Raw genomic sequence first — 15,899 nt, 5'->3', positions numbered from 1 at the left:
TAACTACCGCGCTCCGTTTTTCCAGTCATGCAGAACGAAACCGAGGTTACCGTCGTCCGTCTCGGCCATCGACCCGGGCGCGACGAGCGAATGACGACGCACGTCGGCCTCACCGCTCGAGCACTGGGCGCAGACTGCGTCGTCCTCCCCGACAACGCGGGAAAGTCGCGCGACACCATCGCGGATATCACCGAGCGGTTCGGCGGCCCCTTCGAAGTCGAATGCTCGGAGAGCCAGAAGGCGCTCATCCGAAACTGGGAGGGTATCGTCGTCCACCTGACGATGTACGGCGAGCGCGTGCAGGACGTGGAAGGCGAGATTCGGGAGGAATGGAGCGGGGAACCCCTGCTCGTCGTCGTCGGTGCCGAGAAGGTTTCCTTCGACGTGTACGAGGCCGCGGATTGGAACGTGGGCGTGACGAACCAGCCACATTCCGAGGTTGCCGGATTGGCCGTCTTTTTGGATAGATTGTTCGAAGGTCAGGAACTCGACCGGGAGTGGGAGGACGCAGACCAGCGCGTGATTCCCAAAGCGACCGGAAAGCGCGTCGAGCCTGTCGAGGAGTAAGCGACGGAGTACTTTCTGGAGAGGGGTTTTCCGTCGTTCGTTTACTGTATCAACAACTGATTTGAGCTTTTGTTTTCGCTGTTGTCCTGATTACCTAGCGGCGTACTGTCAAATAGACCGATTGTTCGATAGTAATATCCCAAACCACGCACCTACTTCCGGCAAACCCGCGACGGTGACGGCAGTTATTTTTCCTCTCACCCCCGACCACCAACCATGCGAGACGCCTATCTCGTCGGCGCGGCCCAGACGGATTTCGGGTCGTTCCCCGACGAAAGCTATCGGTCGCTGTTTCGAACCGCCTTCGAGGCGACCCGCGACAGCGTTCCGGCGGGCATCGACCCGGACGACGTGGACGAGGCGTTCGTCGGCACGCTGGGTGTCGGCGGGCGACAACTCGGTCTCTCTGGACCCGCCGTAACCGAACACGTCGGACTCGACGGAATCCCCTGCACCCGGGTCGAAAACGCCTGCGCCGCGAGCGGATTCGCGGGACGACACGCCGTACAAGCCGTGAAAAGCGGCATGGCGGACGTGGCCCTCGCGGGCGGGGTTGAAATCATGACCGACACGTCGAGCGACGCGACGAAATATTGGCTCGGCGTCTCGGGCGAAACCGAGTGGGAACGACTCTCGGGAACGACCTTCGCAGGCGTCTACGCCCAGATGGCCGACGCGCACATGGAGGAGTATGGAACCACCAGCGAACACCTCTCGCGCGTGGCGGTGAAAAACCACGGAAACGGGGCGAAAAATCCCCACGCACATCTCGGTTTCGAGTGTTCGCTCGAGGACGCCGAAAACGCGCCGGTCGTGGCCGACCCACTGACGCTCTACCACTGCTGTCCGACGACGGATGGGGCGGCCTGCGCCCTCGTCGTCAGCGAGGACGTGGTTGACCGGTACACCGACGACCCGATTCGAATCGCGGGCGTCGGCGCGGCCAGCGACCGAGTCGGCCTGTTCCAGCGCGAGTCGTACACCTCGGTTCCGGCCTCGAAGGAGGCGGGCCAGCAGGCCTACGAGATGGCCGGAGTTACGCCGGACGACATCGACTTCGCGGAAGTTCACGACTGCTTCGCAATCGCGGAATTGCTGGCATACGAAGACCTCGGCTTCTGCGAACCCGGCGAGGCCGGTCCCCTCGTCGAATCCGGGGAAACCGAACTCGGCGGCGAACGTCCCGTCAACACCTCCGGCGGCCTGAAATCCAAGGGCCACCCAATCGGTGCGACCGGCGCAGGGCAGTTGGTCGAAGCGTTCAAGCAACTCTCGGGAACGGCGGGTGACCGGCAGGTCGAAGGCGCGACCCGCGGCCTGACCCACAACGTCGGCGGAAGCGGCGGTGCGGCGGTCGTCCACGTCCTCGAACGGGAGAGCGAAACGGAGGTGGACGCATGACGAATTCGAACATCAACACGAATCCAAGCATCGACTCACACACCGATTCGAACCCGAACATCGCCGCGGTCGGAGCGTACGCGCCCCGATTCCGAATCACGGCGGACGAGTTCCGCGACGCGTGGGGGCAGTTCCACGCCGCCAGAGTCAACGAAAAAGCGGTTCCAGAGGCCGACGAGGATGCCTTGACGATGGCCTACGAGGCCGGAAAACGGACGCTTTCCGCCGCCGGAAATCCCGACGTTTCCTTCTTCGCCTTCGCCTCGACTACGCCTCCGATGGCCGAGGAAGACCCGACTCCCCGTCTCGGCGGTATGCTTGGCGTGCCGGAGACGGCGGCCCGGCACGTCTTCACCGGAAGCACTCGGGCCGGAACCAGAGCGCTCGTGGCCGGACTGTCCGCCGGGCCGTGGGAGGACGGCGTCGGCCTGGTCGTCGCCGCCGACTGCCCGCGCGGAAAACCGGATTCGGCGGAAGAACACGGCGCGGGCGCGGGTGCGGCGGCGTTCGTCCTCGATGCGAATGGCTCCGCCAACGTCGTCCAGCAGGCCGAGTACGGAAGCGAGTTCCCCGGAACTCGCTTCCGACGAACCGGCGAGGAGGCTATCGAAGGCCTTGGCGTGACGGGCTACGACCGGCGAGCGTTTTCCGAAACGCTCGCCGGGGCCGTCGAGCGGTTGAATTTCGACGTCGCGGATGTCGATGTCGCATGCGTCCAAGCCCCGGATGGAAAGTTTCCGTACCGCGCGGCGGGCGCACTCGGCGTCGGAACCGAGGAGATTCAGACGGGCGTGCTCGTCCACGAACTCGGTGATACCGGCGCGGCGAGCGTCCCCCTGAGTTTGGCGAAAGCTCTATCGGACGGCCACGAACGAATCCTCGCGGCTTCGTTCGGAAGCGGTGCCGGTGCGGACGCCCTGTTGGTCGAAGCGCGCGACGTTCCAGCTTCGATAGCGCTCGACGGCGACGATCGCGTTTCCTACGCCGAATATTTACGCAAGCGCGGCGACCTCACATCCGGCCCGCCGAGCGGCGGGGGCGCCTACGTCAGCGTTCCATCGTGGCGGCGCACGCTCGACCAGCGACACCGACTGCTGGCCGGAAAGTGTCCAGACTGCGACGCGCTGAATTTCCCGCCGGAAGGTGCCTGTAGCGGCTGTAAAACGCTGGTGGAATACGACGACGCACGACTGACCGGCGCGGGAACCGTCGAAGCCGTGACGACGATTTCGCAGGGCGGCGCGCCGCCGGAGTTCGCGGAACAGCAGGCCAAATCGGGCGATTTCGACGTGGCAATCGTCGCGCTCGACGGGCCGGACGGGGACACCGCGAGCGCCCCCGCACAGGTAACCGGCGCAGACCCCGGAACCCTCGAAATTGGCGACTCGGTGGAGACAACGATGCGCAGAATTTACACGCAGGAAGGCGTGACGAGGTATGGGTTTAAAATCCGTCCAAGAACGGAATTTTAAACCGAAGAAACACTTCTCACCGCGGTCGTTTCGAGTCATTCAACGCACCAGTCGCTCCGATTTCAGTTCCGAAGGAATCGTTTGTCTCGTGTACCCCTACCCGAGACAATTAACCGATTTGCCGGTTACGGTAAAAGCTTTCTGCAAACAGTCAGAGTCGCAATACGTTTTGTTAATTCGGATGTTTTCTGCGCCAGGACGGTTTGCAGCCGCGCGTTCGGGCGAAAATTCACCCACATAATTAGTCCACTATTTACACTATTCCGGAGCGGTGTAGTTCAAATTTTGTCGAACCAGTGGGGAAAATCGAATCAGCAACTCTGACTGACCGCCGTGAAAACCGCCCGACTGCAAAAAACCCTGCAATTCAATCGCGTAGAACAACGTTTTTCGTGCGCCCCCACGCCACTTCTGACGATGAAGGTAGCCGTACTCGGAGCAGGGACGATGGGACACGGAATCGCACAGGTGACGGCCATGGCCGGCCACGAGGTGACCCTCCGCGACATCGAACAGGAGTTCGTGGACAACGGCATCGAGAGCATATCGGCGAACCTCCAAGGCGGCGTCGAACGCGACAAAGTGACCGCCGAAGAAAAGCAAGCCACCCTCGACCGGATTTCGGGAACCACCGACCTCGAAACCGCGGTCGGCGACGCGGACATGGTCGTCGAAGCGGTGCCGGAGGAGATGGACATCAAGCGAACGACGTTTTCCGACGTGGAGGCGCTCGTCTCCGACGATACGATTATCGGGTCGAACACGTCGTCGCTCTCGCTGACCGAAATCGCCAGCGCGTTGGACAATCCAAGCCGAGCAGTCGGACTCCACTTTTTCAATCCAGTTCACATCATGAAGCTCGTTGAAATCGTCGTTCCGGAGCAGGCAGACCGCGAGACGGTCAAATTCGCCGACGAGTTCGTCGAAGACATCGGCAAGGTCGGCGTCGAAGTCCGCGATTCGCCTGGATTCGCCTCCTCGCGCCTCGGCGTCTCCTTGGGCGTCGAAGCGATTCGAATGCTTCAGGAAGGCGTCGCCAGTCCCCGGGACATCGACGCCGCGATGGAACTCGGATACAATCACCCGATGGGCCCCATCGAACTCGGCGACGTGGTCGGGCTGGACGTTCGTCTGGATATTCTCGAACACCTCCGCGAGGAACTCGGCGAGCGATTCCGCCCGCCGCAGATCCTCCGCCAGAAGGTTCGCGCCGGGAAACTCGGCAAGAAGACCGGCGAAGGGTTCTACGTCTGGGAGGACGGCGAGATTGTGGGCGTTTCCGGCGAGTATGACCAAAACGAGGGTGACGGCGAATGAGCGACGAAAGCGGTGTGGGCGGCGAAACGCCCGGCAGTCCCGAGCAGGTCGCGAGCGAATGCGAAACGGTCGATGCGACCGTCGAAGAGTACGTCGCCACGATAACGCTGAACCGACCCGACGCGCGAAACGCGCTGAACGCGCAACTGCGCGCCGAACTGAAGGACGTGCTCGATGCGGTGGAAGCTTCGCCGGACGTTCGCGTCGTCGTCCTCACCGGAGCGAACGAGGCGAAAGCCTTCGTCGCCGGAGCGGACGTAAAGGAGCTGCGACAGCGCGATGCGATGGAACAGCGCGAAGCCAGCAAACGCCCGCGGGTGTACGAGTACGTAGACGACTTGGAAAAGCCGGTCATCGGCGCGCTCAACGGTCACGCGCTCGGCGGAGGGTGCGAGCTCGCCCAAGCGTGCGACGTGCGCATCGCGCACGAGCGAGCGAAACTCGGCCAACCCGAAATCAACCTCGGTATCATGCCGGGCGGCGGCGGCACCCAGCGACTCGCCCGACTGGTCGGCGAGGGGCAAGCCATGCGCCTCGTCCTCTCGGGTGAAATCATCGACGCGGAGGAAGCCCGCGATATCGGTCTCGTGGACGAAGTGTGTTCCGACGACGAGTTCGAAGACCGCATCTACGAACTCGCGGGGCGAATGGCGGACAAAAGCCCGAAGGCGCTCGAACTGGCGAAAAAGGCGGTCAAGGCGAGCAGTCGGATGGATTTGGAGGCCGGAATCGAGTACGAAGCGGAACTGTTCGCGCTGTTGTTCGCCTCCGAGGACAAAAACGAGGGCATCGACGCCTTCCTCGAAGACCGAGACCCTGAGTGGGAAGATCGGTAAGTTACTCTCCACCGACGAGAGTCGCGTCGTCTCGGAACGCTTCGAACGTCTCGTGCCCCCACTCGACGGCTTTCGGCCCGTCGTTGGTGATGAGTCCGCGGAGTTCGCCCCGGTCATCGTACACGACGACGCAGATGGCGTCGGGTTTATCGTCGGTACCTTCCGCGACGACGAGCCCGAACGGGAGCGTGTTCTCCGTTTCCCAAACGGACAGGTTACCGATTCCCAACGCTTCGCGCAGTTGGTCGCTGTAGTCGGTGACGAGGTATTCGACCACCGGTTGTTCGAGAACCAATTCCGCCGCCATTCCCCCAGAAACGGATCGTTCATAAAACAAATCGACGTACTGCGGGAGGGCGACCGGTGAAAGCCCCCGCACGCACTCGGCGTCGGAAACCATCTGCTCGAAATATCGAATCGGATGATTCGGTGCGTGGCGCTCCGGAAGGATGATTTCGGCGTCTTCGATGAGGGCGGTCGATATCCCGCAGTCGGCGGGGAGCGTCAAAAGCAGACGGCGAATACGACAGACGTCCTCGGTACGCCGTCGAAACGTCTCGTACTCGGTTTCGAGGATTCGACCGGCGAGCGTTAGCGCGAGACCGTCATTGATCCGCTTGACGAGATCGTACTCCTTGAGTTCTCGAACTACTTTGTACACTGTCGAACGGGAGACTCCCAATTCGTCTCGGAGTGCACGTTTTTCCATCGGCCCGGACGAGAGCACCGCGAGAAACTCTGCTCGCTTAGTCATCGTCCCTATCAGTTCGTCCGGGGTTGTACCCTCCTCACTCATACAGTGAACAGTCGTTGTGCTGGATTCGTTATAAACATGTTTTAAATAATAGTAACATTTATCATCACCGTCCGAACTATCGAGATAGATTTTTGGGTAGGAACTCATTTTTCAAATCTAAACTGCGTTCGACGAAGTAAAGTAATGGGGCTCGCCTCAAATACAACGGATGCCCGGGTTCGTGATTCGAACTCGGTACCCGCTACGCCATTGGCCCATCTCCACGAAATGGGGCAACGAGATATACTATTCACATGAGCAACAACAGATTCGTGCTGTCGGACACGGACGACGCACTGTCATCCACACCTTCCGCCGTGTTCGAAGTCCTCCAGCATCCCCTCCGCAGAGAAGTCATCCGCTCTCTCACAGAACACGACTGTCCCATCGAACTCCCCGAATTGGCCGAGTCGATGTTCATCGATGAGACGGCATCGAACGATGACATGCGACAGACCGTCATCGAACTCCATCACAACCACCTTCCGCGATTGATGGATTACGGATTTATCGTCTACGACGCGGAGACGAACACCGTCGAACGAACGTGTGATATCTCCGCGCTGGAAACGTCGCTTCCTTTCGACAGTCGCCACTCGTGAAAACGTTCGAATGTGGGTGCGGTTGATACCGACCGCACCTGTCAGAGACACATTGCAGTACCGACTGCCTGCGACAGTGAAACTACTATCGTCAGGCGTTTTTCGAATGTGACTGACGTAATATATGTCTTTGGTTAATAATTGAGAGATATCGATTCATCGACCGTCAAAAAGCATATTACGACTCGGTTGCCGGGAGTGAACGCAAGCTTTAGGCACGCATACCGGCCAGTAGTTCGTATGGCGATTCACAGCGACTGGGGAGACTGGATTCCGCGCGCAGTCGAAGACGCAGCACCCGACGGCGTTGCCATCTGGTATCTCGGATGCAACGGGTTCGTCCTCAAAGGAAACAGTGGAACGACGGTGTTCATCGATCCGTACCTCGGAACCGGCGACCCGCCGCGAACCGTCCGAATGATTCCGATTCCGTTCGATCCGGAGGACGTGGCTGAGGCCGACGCGGTACTGGCGACGCACGAACACACAGACCACACTCACGGACCGAGCCAGGCGCCGATTCTCGAATCGACCGGCGCGACATTTTACGCCCCGGACGACAGCCTCGCCGTCGCTCGCGACGACGAAAATTGGACTGACGAATGGGACGTTTCCGACGACCAATTCGAGGAAGTCTCGGACGGTGATAGCTTCGAAGTCGGCGAGTTCACGATTCGCGTCGAACCGGCGAACGACCCGGATTCCACCCATCCCGTTTCCTACGTCATCGAACACGAGGCGGGAACCTTTTTCCACGGCGGCGACACGAAACCGGGCGACGAACTCGAACCAATCGGCGAACGCTACGACATTGACCTCGGCGTACTCGCCTTCGGTTCCGTCGGTCAAATTCCGGACAAACGGACCCGCGAGCCGAAGCGGACGAAGTGGTACAGCGACGAAAATCAGACCATCGAGGCCGCGAACGCACTCAAGCTGGATGCCCTGCTTCCAAGCCACTGGGACATGTGGAAAGGACTCACCGCAGACCCGACAGCACTGTACGAACACGGCCGAAGTTACGACTATCCGAAATCGCTGGAAATCGTCGAAATCGGGGACAGAATCGATCTGTAGCGCTCGCTGATGATCCGACAGACAGTACCGGTTCAGAAAGAAACAAACCGGACGCTCGTTTTAATCGGAAACCGATCTATCGTTTAGTGTGAATGTCCGGTCGCCTGCTCGAAGGAGATGCCGAGTCGTTCCTCGAACAGGTCGCGCGCTTTCTCCTCGATGGCGACGACTTCCTCGTCCGGTTCGCCCTGCGTGTGGTGAACCGCGGCGTGGGCCTGCTGGACGAACGACACGAGCGCCATGTCACCGACGACCGTTTCGCGCGTCTCGTCTTCCTCACGGAGCAGGTCGATGAGTCCCGGCGGGAGTTCGAGCTCGTCGCTGTCGCCGTCCGGTCCTTCGATGCTGTACGTTGTCGTCTCGACTTCGTCTGCGTCAACCATAGCCCTCATTTCGTCGTCAAGCGTTAAGGGTCTGTGGTTGGTGCCTGCATCGGCGGAGTCCGCGGAGTCCGCCATGAAAACGATGTGAGCGAAATTTACGGGATAAAAATCGAATTTCTACCGGTCGAATTCAGTCGTCGGACGCCGCCGCGCCTTCCTGTGCGGCAGTCGCCTCGCCGAGGTCGGCGGTTTCTAGATAACCGTCGGCGTCGAGCGCGGCCTTACAGCCCATTCCAGCGGCGGTTACGGCCTGTTGGTAGTGGAAGTCCACCACGTCGCCCGCGCCGAAGATACCTGACACGTCCGTCTTCGTCTGACCGCCGCCTTTGCCGCCGAGGGTTCGAATGTAGCCTTCCTCGTCCAGTTCGACGCCCGTATCTTCGAGGTAGTCCGTGTTCGGCGTGTGGCCGATAGCAAGGAACACCGCACCAGTGTCGAAGTCGAACTCCTCGGTTTCCGGGTCGTCGAGTTTCTGGGACGGTTTCCCGTCGGAATTGGTGACCATCGTGACGTGATCGACGCCCCCTTCGGGAGAACCGTGAATCTCGGTTACCTCGGTGTTTTTCATAATTTCGATTTCGCCGGCATCGACTTTCTTCTGCACGCGGTCTTGCCAATACTTCTCGGCGCGGAACTCTTCGCGTCGGTGGACGAGATACACCTTCTTCGCGAATTTCGTGAGGAACGACGCCTCCTCGAACGCGGCGTCGCCGCCGCCGATGACGACCATTTCTTCGTCGCGGAAGAACGCCCCGTCGCAGGTCGCGCAGGTCGAAACGCCGTAGCCCATCAGGTCGTCTTCCCCCGGAATCGAGAGGGTTCTGGCGCTCGCACCGCTGGCCGCGATGAGCGCGTCAGTTGTGTACACGTCGCCGTTCGAGAGTTCGACGCGGAACGGGCGGGACGTGTCGTCAACGTTCTCGATGATGCCCGTCTTCACTTCGGCCCCGAACCGCTCGGCTTGCTCCTGCATGTTGTTGATGAGTTCCGGGCCGCTGATGCCGTCCGGAAATCCGGGGTAGTTCTCTACATCCGTCGTGAGAGTCAACTGGCCGCCCGGTTCGTCGCCTTGGAGGACGAGTGGGTCGTTGTTCCCGCGTGCCGCGTAGATTGCGGCGGTCAGTCCCGCAATCCCGCTCCCGGAGACGATGAGCGTCCGGTGTTCGGGAGTCGTTTCATCTCCGGCATCCGGCGACGCGATACCGAGTTTTTCGTCCAGTTCGCCCGTTTCCTCCAGCGCGCTCGTCTCATCCCATCCGCCGATAAGTTCGTCGTCGATGAACACTTCGGGCGCCGTCTTGCGCCCGTCGGCGCGTTCGACCATCTCGGAGAAGCGGTCGTCGTCGCCGGTCACGTTGTACGTTTCGTACTCGATTCCTTTCTCGTCGAAGAGATCTTTCGCCTTGTCGCAGTAGGGGCAATTCTCCTTCGTGTAAATCTCGACGTGAGAGTGTTCGCTCATGGTGCAATATCACAGTTCGCGCTGTATTTAGCTTGCGCTGTCTTCGGTCGTTTCCGGTTTCGACACTCGGGTGAGTTCGTTCACTAGGCACGTTACGCCCGGTCGAGGAGACACCTCGAAGGTCTTACGTTCGCCCCCTTCCAGGGGTCGTGCATGGGCGCAGACATCGTGGAGAAGACGAACCGCTACGAGCGCCTCCTATTGGAGGCGCTCGACGCCGCGGAAATAGCTCCAGCGGCCGACACGCCGATGGGCGAGGCGGCGGCGGACTGTCAAGAGATGGCCCGATCGTATCTCGAAGACGGGCGACATTTCCGAGACGACGACGACCTCGTGAACGCACTCGCATCGTTTTCTTACGGGCACGCGTGGTTGGACGCTGGAGCGCGAATCGGTCTGTTCGACGTGCCCAGAGACGGCCATCTCTTCACCGTTTAGTTGGGCGATGCGCTTACGTGTCCGGGGTGTGTCGGTTGGCGGTGATGGAGGGTGTCCTGTGGTACGTACTCACCGGTACGCGCGGCGGTGCCAATCGCGTCCGCCTGATTCGCGCGCTGGATGAACGTCCCCGGAACGCCAATCAACTGGCCGAGGCGTTAGACCTGGACTACAAGACGGTTCGCCATCACCTCGACGTACTGATGGACAACGACATTATCGAGAACAGCGGGGACGACTACGGCGCAGTATACTTGCTCACGGAGCACACCCGCCAGCACTGGGACATCGTCGAGGAAATCATAGAACAGGTGGAGTAAAGTATGGTTGAATCTGGGAAAGCATATAACCGTCACCGATCACAAGGGAGGAACAGATGGGCCTCTGGATAGACGTAGCGCGGGTTTCAACGGCACTGAACGTGCTGTTGCTCCTCGGCCTGAGCTACGTTTGGCTCCGGAACTACATGCAGTTCCGCTCGAAGCAGACGCTCGGCCTGTCGGTGTTCGCACTCCTCTTGCTCGGCGAAAACGCGCTGGCGTTCTACGTGTACACCTGGGATCAGATGCGTGCCGCTTGGTTCGCAACCGCGGTGCCGCCCGTGGCCTGGCACGCGATGCTCGCGCTTCACGTGTTGGAGTTTTTCGCCCTATCGTTCCTCCTGTGGGCGACGTGGGACTGATTTTCTGTTTCTATCGGGAGATAGGCACCTTGCGATGCGATGAGCTAGTCATTAATAACGTAACCTTCTCGCAGGGTCGGCGGCTATCGGGGCTGTGGAATTGACGAGAGCAGGTATCGGTATCGTCGGCGCGGACGACCACGGCGGCGATAGCGACGGCGGCAGCTCCGGAGAAAACACAGGCGTGGCGGCGTACGCCGGTGCGACACCGTCCATCGAGAACAAGGACATCCTGGCGGCGGCAGTGACCATCCACAGCGTCGAAGCGCGGTCACCCGACGTCGTTCAACGCGCTCAACGGCGTCTCGCCGTACCTAGACGCCTTCGACAAGGCGAAGACGATGGAAGAGGTCAAAGAAATCGCCGGACAGTTCATCGTTCAGTTAGCTGACTCCGATCATACCAGCCTTTTCGCGCTACCCGATGACGCCGAATCCGGTCGCCGAACCGAGGTCAAACAGCACGTGCAACCCGATACCGACGATGAGCGCAGGGATGGTCGTGTAAACCGACGCGACGATTGCGGCCTTTTTGTCGATGGCAATGAGCGGGAACAGCGCGTCGCCGTCCTGGCTGATGGCGTTCGCGGTGAGCGCGGAAAACGGAATCCCGCCTTCCGCGTACACACTCGCCAACACGATTTGCGGGCCACAGCCCGGAATCAGTCCGAGCGCCGCGCCAGCGACGGGCGCGAGCAGGCCAGCGGCGGCGGCGAGTTCGCCGACGTTGATGTTGAACAGGAGGACGGAGTACTCGTACAGCAGGTACGCCGTGAGCACCCAAACGGTGACGAAACTCGTCTCCTGTGCCGCGTGGACGAGCGTTTCGTAGATGTTAGCGAACGTGTCTCGAGCGCGGCCGATATGGCCATCACCGAGGTAGTGTCGGCCGACGAAGTAGATGTAAAACGACGCGGTTGTTCCCACAATTCCGACGACCGTGAATGCTCCTGCAAAGGAGGTGCCGAGTTCCAGTGGAACCTCGGGTGCGCCCGCGGCGAGGTAGATGACACCTAGTGCGAGCGCGATACTCGCGGACACCCACCAGAGAGCGTGAACTGCGTGGCTGAGGGGTGTCAGAATGGACGATTCTCGCGCGGTAGACGTTTCGCAGCCCGCATCGTACTCGTGGGCCGGGTTGCCGCCGCGACTTGCGCTGACGACGCCGCCGTCGGTCGCCGTGTTGCTGATGGTAGCCACAGCGTTATCGACGCGTCCGACACCCATGCCGAACCGGTCGATGGCGTAGCCGGAGACGATGGCGGCAGCGAGTGCGATACTGTACGCGTACAGTCCGGCTTTCGGTGCCAGCGCGAGGATGACGAAGGCGGAGTCGCCAGCCGTCGCGATGAGCGTGGCGACGACGGTTCCGAAACTAACCGTGCCGCGGACGTACAACGGCATCATGACGATAGCGCCGCCACAGCCGGGTGTGAGTCCCATGAGCGCGCCAAAAAGCGGTTGCAGCCGCTCGTTTTCGGACAATCGTTCGACTAGCGCACCGCTCGTTCGGTACTGGATGAGGCCAAACAGGAGAACTGTGACTGCGACGAACGCGCTCACTTGGACGTAGCCATCACGAACCGACGCCAGAAACACTTCTAGTAGTTCATTCATCAGATATACGCCCCCTCCGCGGAGACGAAGACAGTTTTAGACATCTCTAAAATATATTTTTGCACCTTGGAACTTATATGTTTCGGCGGTGGACTCGGTCGGGAGACGATGTGAAAGAGTCGGTGGAAGTGTAGTACCATTAGCCGCAATTCTTATCTTCATCACACCGCTCTGTTCACCTGCAATGGCGCAAGGTACGGTCACGTTCTTCAACGATACCGGCGGTTACGGTTTTATCGAGACTGACGACGCGGACGACGACGTATTCTTCCACATGGAGGATATCGGCGGGCCGGATTTAGAGGAAGGACAAGAAGTCGAATTCGACATCGAACAGGCGGACAAAGGACCACGAGCGACGAACCTCCAACGGCTCTAAGACGAAACCGTGTGGCGTAGCAGACGGCCAGCGACTGCTCTCTTTCACGGCATCGCCAACAAGATTTTTCTCCTTACCACTCGATAGGCGGGATATGGTGGAAACGTACGTTCGATTGCTGTGTCCGGAATGCGGAAAACACTGGGAGTCAAGCCCTGACGACTTGCCGACTCCCGACAAGCAGTTCCACTGCCCGAACTGCCATGCGACGCGACGAACGTCTGAGTTCACACGAACCGAGAGCGATTTGAACACGCTCAAACAACTTCAGTAAGTACTGCTTATTGGTGCGCCACGCGGGAGAACAGTTTTCCACAAATCATTCTCGACTGACTTTTCCACAAATCATTCTCGACTGACTTCGCGACGAGTAGTAACAAGTAATCCCTAGCGTTTCTGATCGAAGGAGAATTGATTCCTCGTAATCGCCAATCGTGACGGTAATGGTCGGTTACAATGACTGCGTACCAGTGCGATACGGAAGCGAAACTCCCGAAATGTTGACTGTAAGGCGTGCTAACGGCACTCAAGATAATAATATAACCCTGCAACTGTTACTCAGCGATGCTTATGAAGAAGCAGGAGCTCATCCACCTTCACGGCCTGCTTGCAGAGGTCGGGAATCATTTCGAGAAGAAAACCGGAGAACCGATTACACTGGACGATTATGAATCTCTTGGGGTACGACCGACGTCCATCCACAAATCGAAAACTGACCACAAAGCCGCTGTTTTTGCACTGTCCAACGCGATAACGACGGAGATGCGTGCGACTGAGCGCGAAGCGGTTGCACCTCAGGCTGACTAAGTTACGGTTTGCGGATCCCCGACATTAGTAGGAGAGACGAGTGATGACGCCGTCTTTTGTTCGGTTCCTATCGATTGATATCAAATTATTTACTATATACTATTCTCAGACATGATAACCGTCTGTGGGATTTAATACGAAACCGGGCTAACTGTATCACTACTGAACTGGCAAGATATCAATTAAAATAGTCATAAAATAAAAATGAACAAAAAAGACACAGACGACCGGCGTTCGAACCGAGGTCAGGTCGGTATTGGAACGCTCATCGTGTTCATCGCAATGGTGTTGGTCGCCGCAATCGCCGCAGGCGTCCTCATCAATACGGCGGGCTTTCTCCAATCGAAAGCCGAACAAACCGGTCAAGAGAGTAGCGCACAGGTGACAGATCACGTCCACGTGGTAAGCACCATGGGGAACGTCACCTACGATTCGGCCGACAAGTCACACGAGGTCGATTACGTCAACATGACCGTGATGAAAGGCTCCGGTGCGGGCGACATCAACCTGTCACAGGCCACCCTCGAGTGGCTCGGCCCGGACGGCGCCCAAATCATGACCATGGGAAGTGAAGCAAACGATACGCAGTTCGGTCTCGAAAAAATTCGGGACGAGGAAGACTCCCTCCCCGTCCTCGTCAGCAAGAAAGATAGATTCCGTATCGTTCTCGACACGGAACAGATAACGGGTGGTTTGCAGGAGCGCGAGGAGTTTACGATTAAAGTCGTCATCTCCTCCGGTGCGATGACTTATCACCACAGCGTGCCCGAAACACTGTCGGACGGTCACGCAATCGACTTGTAAATCAACCCATCTTTTGTTTTTTCGTTCGCCTAGCGACGTCTATCGTGCCACGCCGGGAACTCTTCCCGAATCTTCGAAACGCGCGTCGGGTCGATGTCCCTGACGACGATTTCCGGTTCGTCACCCGTACTCGCAAGCGGTGTTCCCCACGGGTCGTACACCGTGGAACGACCGAGGAGAGTCGCGTCCTCGTAGGAACCGGAGCCGTTGACGGTGGCGAGGAAGCACTGATTTTCGATGGCCCGCGCCCGAGAGAGCACTTTCCAGTGCTCGACGCGAGGGTAGGGCCAGGCGCTCGGAACGAGGACGAGGGTTGCGCCCGCCTCCGCAATATCGCGGTACAGTTCGGGAAAACGCAGGTCGTAGCAGGTCGTCATTCCGATAGTTACGTCCTCGAACTCGACGATACCGAGCGATTCGCCGGGAACCAACATCTCGGCTTCGGCGGATTCGTAGCCGAACAGGTGGTGTTTCCGGTACACCGCTCGCCGGTTTCCGTCACGGTCGAAAAAGACGGAAGTGTTCGCAAGCCCCTCTTCGGCGGGGGTCTCGCCGTCCGTTAAGGACAGATCTTCGACGATGCTCCCCGCGAGGACGCCAATATCGTGTTCGTCCGCGAGGGAACTGATTTGTGTGAGCGTCGGACCGTCGAGCGCCTCCGCGTTTCGCTGGTAGGTTTCGAACGCGAAGTAGCCGACGTTGAAAATCTCGGGGAGGGAAACGAGGTCGGCGTCCCGTTCCGCCGCGGATTCGATGGCGTCCGCGGCGCGCTTGCGGTTCGACTCGACATCGCCGCCCTCGATTTCGATTTGTGCGAGCGCGAGCCTCATGTGGTTACGCCAACCTCCTCACGAAGTTTTTCTTCTAAGTTTTGCAGTTCGTCGTCCAAATGTTTCTTGAAGTAGCGTTCGATACCGGGAACGCGCCCATCGACGACGAAGCGGTTGATGAGCCGACACCCCTTTCCCGTCGGTTCGATTTCGTGCTCACCGGTAACGCGAAGGGCCGACGAGCGCCCGACGAACTTTACGTATCGCGGTTCCTCGCGCGCAACATCCTCCGTCTCCACTGGAATCGTTTTGTTCACGAACGGGATTGGAAGTTCGATGTGCCACGTCGCGCGATGGCCTTCGTGCGCGTCGTAGTCCGCGACGACGCTGATAGCACTGGCTCGGCGCTTCGGGTCGGCGAGGAACTCCCACACGTCCTCGGGAGGAACCGAGAGTTCGAACGTCCGCTCTACCCGGACAGTCATACGCT

The 15,899-nt window shown here is 59.4% G+C and carries 21 protein-coding genes; 15 read left to right on the top strand and 6 right to left on the bottom strand.

Annotated features, from left to right (window positions below; all coding sequences use genetic code 11):
- The first annotated feature begins 27 nt into the window (after positions 1-27).
- From LIX15_RS20145 to LIX15_RS20125, 5 genes are all read left to right on the top strand, one after another.
- Entirely contained in the window at positions 28-567 is a 540-nt protein-coding gene (locus tag LIX15_RS20145) for a tRNA (cytidine(56)-2'-O)-methyltransferase (RefSeq protein ID WP_227775357.1), read from the top strand.
- Positions 568-783: 216 nt separating this feature from the next.
- A complete protein-coding gene (locus tag LIX15_RS20140) occupies positions 784-1,968 on the top strand; it encodes a thiolase domain-containing protein (RefSeq protein WP_227775356.1) in 1,185 nt (394 codons plus the stop codon).
- Positions 1,965-3,440 (top strand): zinc ribbon domain-containing protein, encoded by a 1,476-nt coding sequence (locus LIX15_RS20135; RefSeq protein ID WP_227775355.1) that lies wholly within the window; start codon positions 1,965-1,967, stop codon positions 3,438-3,440. Before LIX15_RS20140 ends, LIX15_RS20135 begins: the two co-directional genes overlap by 4 nt.
- Before the next feature lie 417 nt (positions 3,441-3,857).
- Entirely contained in the window at positions 3,858-4,757 is a 900-nt protein-coding gene (locus LIX15_RS20130; protein WP_227775354.1) for a 3-hydroxyacyl-CoA dehydrogenase family protein, read from the top strand.
- Positions 4,754-5,593 carry an enoyl-CoA hydratase/isomerase family protein gene (locus LIX15_RS20125; RefSeq protein WP_227775353.1) on the top strand — a complete coding sequence of 280 codons (840 nt, stop codon included), beginning with the start codon at positions 4,754-4,756 and terminating at the stop codon, positions 5,591-5,593. The genes LIX15_RS20130 and LIX15_RS20125 overlap by 4 nt, the downstream gene beginning before the upstream one ends.
- 1 nt (position 5,594) lies before the next feature.
- Here the strand turns inward: LIX15_RS20125 and LIX15_RS20120 are convergent, their stop codons facing one another.
- Entirely contained in the window at positions 5,595-6,389 is a 795-nt protein-coding gene (locus tag LIX15_RS20120) for a helix-turn-helix transcriptional regulator (RefSeq protein WP_227775352.1), read from the bottom strand.
- Between the two features lie 254 nt (positions 6,390-6,643).
- Between LIX15_RS20120 and LIX15_RS20115 the strand changes: the two genes are divergently transcribed.
- Both LIX15_RS20115 and LIX15_RS20110 read left to right on the top strand, forming a co-directional pair.
- Positions 6,644-6,991, top strand: a complete 348-nt coding sequence (locus LIX15_RS20115) for a DUF7344 domain-containing protein (RefSeq protein WP_227775351.1) — start codon at positions 6,644-6,646, stop codon at positions 6,989-6,991.
- Between the two features lie 240 nt (positions 6,992-7,231).
- Complete coding sequence (locus LIX15_RS20110; RefSeq protein ID WP_227775350.1) at positions 7,232-8,068, top strand: MBL fold metallo-hydrolase; 837 nt, start codon at positions 7,232-7,234, stop codon at positions 8,066-8,068.
- 83 nt (positions 8,069-8,151) lie between these two features.
- Here the strand turns inward: LIX15_RS20110 and LIX15_RS20105 are convergent, their stop codons facing one another.
- The gene (locus LIX15_RS20105) at positions 8,152-8,451 is read right to left on the bottom strand and encodes a DUF7545 family protein (protein ID WP_227775349.1); all 300 of its coding nucleotides are present in this window, start codon (positions 8,449-8,451) and stop codon (positions 8,152-8,154) included.
- 130 nt (positions 8,452-8,581) lie between these two features.
- A complete protein-coding gene (locus LIX15_RS20100) occupies positions 8,582-9,913 on the bottom strand; it encodes an FAD-dependent oxidoreductase (protein WP_227775348.1) in 1,332 nt (443 codons plus the stop codon).
- A 153-nt stretch (positions 9,914-10,066) separates the two neighbouring features.
- Between LIX15_RS20100 and LIX15_RS20095 the strand changes: the two genes are divergently transcribed.
- The 4 genes from LIX15_RS20095 to LIX15_RS20080 all read left to right on the top strand — a co-directional run bounded on the left by LIX15_RS20095 (position 10,067) and on the right by LIX15_RS20080 (position 11,424).
- Positions 10,067-10,351: a DUF357 domain-containing protein gene (locus LIX15_RS20095; protein WP_227775347.1), complete on the top strand. Its 285-nt coding sequence runs from the start codon at positions 10,067-10,069 to the stop codon at positions 10,349-10,351.
- A 44-nt stretch (positions 10,352-10,395) separates the two neighbouring features.
- Complete coding sequence (locus tag LIX15_RS20090; protein WP_227776937.1) at positions 10,396-10,671, top strand: winged helix-turn-helix domain-containing protein; 276 nt, start codon at positions 10,396-10,398, stop codon at positions 10,669-10,671.
- Positions 10,672-10,727: 56 nt separating this feature from the next.
- A complete protein-coding gene (locus LIX15_RS20085) occupies positions 10,728-11,033 on the top strand; it encodes a DUF8036 family membrane protein (RefSeq protein ID WP_227775346.1) in 306 nt (101 codons plus the stop codon).
- Positions 11,034-11,127: 94 nt separating this feature from the next.
- Positions 11,128-11,424, top strand: a complete 297-nt coding sequence (locus tag LIX15_RS20080; protein ID WP_227775345.1) for a ferritin-like domain-containing protein — start codon at positions 11,128-11,130, stop codon at positions 11,422-11,424.
- A gap of 25 nt (positions 11,425-11,449) precedes the next feature.
- Here LIX15_RS20080 and LIX15_RS20075 read toward each other — a convergent pair whose 3' ends face one another.
- Positions 11,450-12,649 carry a putative manganese transporter gene (locus LIX15_RS20075; RefSeq protein ID WP_227775344.1) on the bottom strand — a complete coding sequence of 400 codons (1,200 nt, stop codon included), beginning with the start codon at positions 12,647-12,649 and terminating at the stop codon, positions 11,450-11,452.
- A 184-nt stretch (positions 12,650-12,833) separates the two neighbouring features.
- On the opposite strand from LIX15_RS20075, the gene LIX15_RS20070 reads away from it, so the two are divergent.
- The 4 genes from LIX15_RS20070 (at position 12,834) to LIX15_RS20055 (ending at position 14,639) form a co-directional block, all read left to right on the top strand.
- Positions 12,834-13,028: a cold-shock protein gene (locus LIX15_RS20070; protein WP_049970639.1), complete on the top strand. Its 195-nt coding sequence runs from the start codon at positions 12,834-12,836 to the stop codon at positions 13,026-13,028.
- Between the two features lie 94 nt (positions 13,029-13,122).
- On the top strand, positions 13,123-13,302 hold the full coding sequence (locus LIX15_RS20065) for a DUF7836 family putative zinc-binding protein (RefSeq protein ID WP_227775343.1): 180 nt from the start codon (positions 13,123-13,125) through the stop codon (positions 13,300-13,302).
- A gap of 296 nt (positions 13,303-13,598) precedes the next feature.
- On the top strand, positions 13,599-13,835 hold the full coding sequence (locus tag LIX15_RS20060) for a UPF0058 family protein (protein ID WP_227775342.1): 237 nt from the start codon (positions 13,599-13,601) through the stop codon (positions 13,833-13,835).
- A gap of 204 nt (positions 13,836-14,039) precedes the next feature.
- Positions 14,040-14,639 carry a flagellin gene (locus LIX15_RS20055; protein WP_227775341.1) on the top strand — a complete coding sequence of 200 codons (600 nt, stop codon included), beginning with the start codon at positions 14,040-14,042 and terminating at the stop codon, positions 14,637-14,639.
- Between the two features lie 29 nt (positions 14,640-14,668).
- Here LIX15_RS20055 and LIX15_RS20050 read toward each other — a convergent pair whose 3' ends face one another.
- Positions 14,669-15,469: a carbon-nitrogen family hydrolase gene (locus LIX15_RS20050; protein WP_227775340.1), complete on the bottom strand. Its 801-nt coding sequence runs from the start codon at positions 15,467-15,469 to the stop codon at positions 14,669-14,671.
- On the bottom strand, positions 15,466-15,894 hold the full coding sequence (locus LIX15_RS20045; protein WP_227775339.1) for an SRPBCC family protein: 429 nt from the start codon (positions 15,892-15,894) through the stop codon (positions 15,466-15,468). The genes LIX15_RS20050 and LIX15_RS20045 overlap by 4 nt, the downstream gene beginning before the upstream one ends.
- Positions 15,895-15,899 lie beyond the last annotated feature (5 nt).

Source organism: Haladaptatus pallidirubidus, from assembly GCF_020700235.1.
Taxonomy (GTDB): Archaea; Halobacteriota; Halobacteria; order Halobacteriales; family Haladaptataceae; genus Haladaptatus; species Haladaptatus pallidirubidus.
The sequence above is the reverse complement of the archived record's forward strand: the minus strand, read 5'-3'. Positions and strand labels throughout refer to the sequence as shown.